Genomic DNA, 775 nt, shown 5'->3' on the forward strand with positions numbered 1-775 from the left:
CGGGCGCCGACGGTCGCGCGCTCCTTGGGGATCTCGGAGAACGGGTCCCAGTTGAAGAACCGGCAGGCGTTCTGCCAGGTGATCTTGTCGATCTCCTCGTCGGTCGCACCGGCGTTGTTCAGCTCGTTGAGCACGAACTCCGGCGCGTCCGGCCAGATCGAGTCCGAGTGCGGGTAGTCGCACTCCCAGGCGATGATGTCGATCCCGATCTCACGGCGCAGCTTCAGCGACGTCGGGTCGGTGACGTAGCAGGCGAGTGAGTGGTCGCGGAACACCTCGCTGGGCAGCTTGCCGCCGAAGTCGCGGCGCAGCCAGCGCTGGTTGGTGTAGTGCCGGTCGCAGCGGTCCAGGTAGAACGGGATCCAGCCGATGCCGCCCTCGGAGAAGGCGAACTTCAGGTCCGGGTAGGTCCGCATCGCCGGGCCCCACAGCAGGTCCTGCACAGCCAGCGACGAGATCTGGCACGCCAGGATGATCAGGTTGTCGATCGGCGCGTCCGGGGCGAGCTTGAGCGCGCCGAAACCGGTGCCGATGTGCAGGCACATCACCATCCCGGTGTCGGACAGCGCCTCGAACACCGGAGCCCAGAAGTCGAGATCGTGGTAGCTGGGCAGGCCCTCGAGGTGCGGCAGCTCGGGCATCGTGACCGCCCGGCAGCCCTTCGCCGCCACCCGGCGGATCTCGTTCACCATCAGCTCCGGCTTCCAGGTCGGAAGCAGCGCCAGCGGGATGAACCGGCCCGGGTAGGTGCCGGCCCACTCGTCGATGTGCCAGT

1 protein-coding gene is annotated in these 775 nt (G+C 67.6%); it reads right to left on the minus strand.

Annotated features, from left to right (window positions below; genetic code table 11):
- On the minus strand, positions 1–775 hold a 775-nt coding region (locus FMEAI12_RS35655; RefSeq protein WP_146776859.1), incomplete at both ends, for an amidohydrolase family protein.

It is taken from the genome of Parafrankia sp. Ea1.12, from assembly GCF_900465275.1.
Taxonomy (GTDB): domain Bacteria; phylum Actinomycetota; class Actinomycetes; order Frankiales; family Frankiaceae; genus Parafrankia; species Parafrankia soli.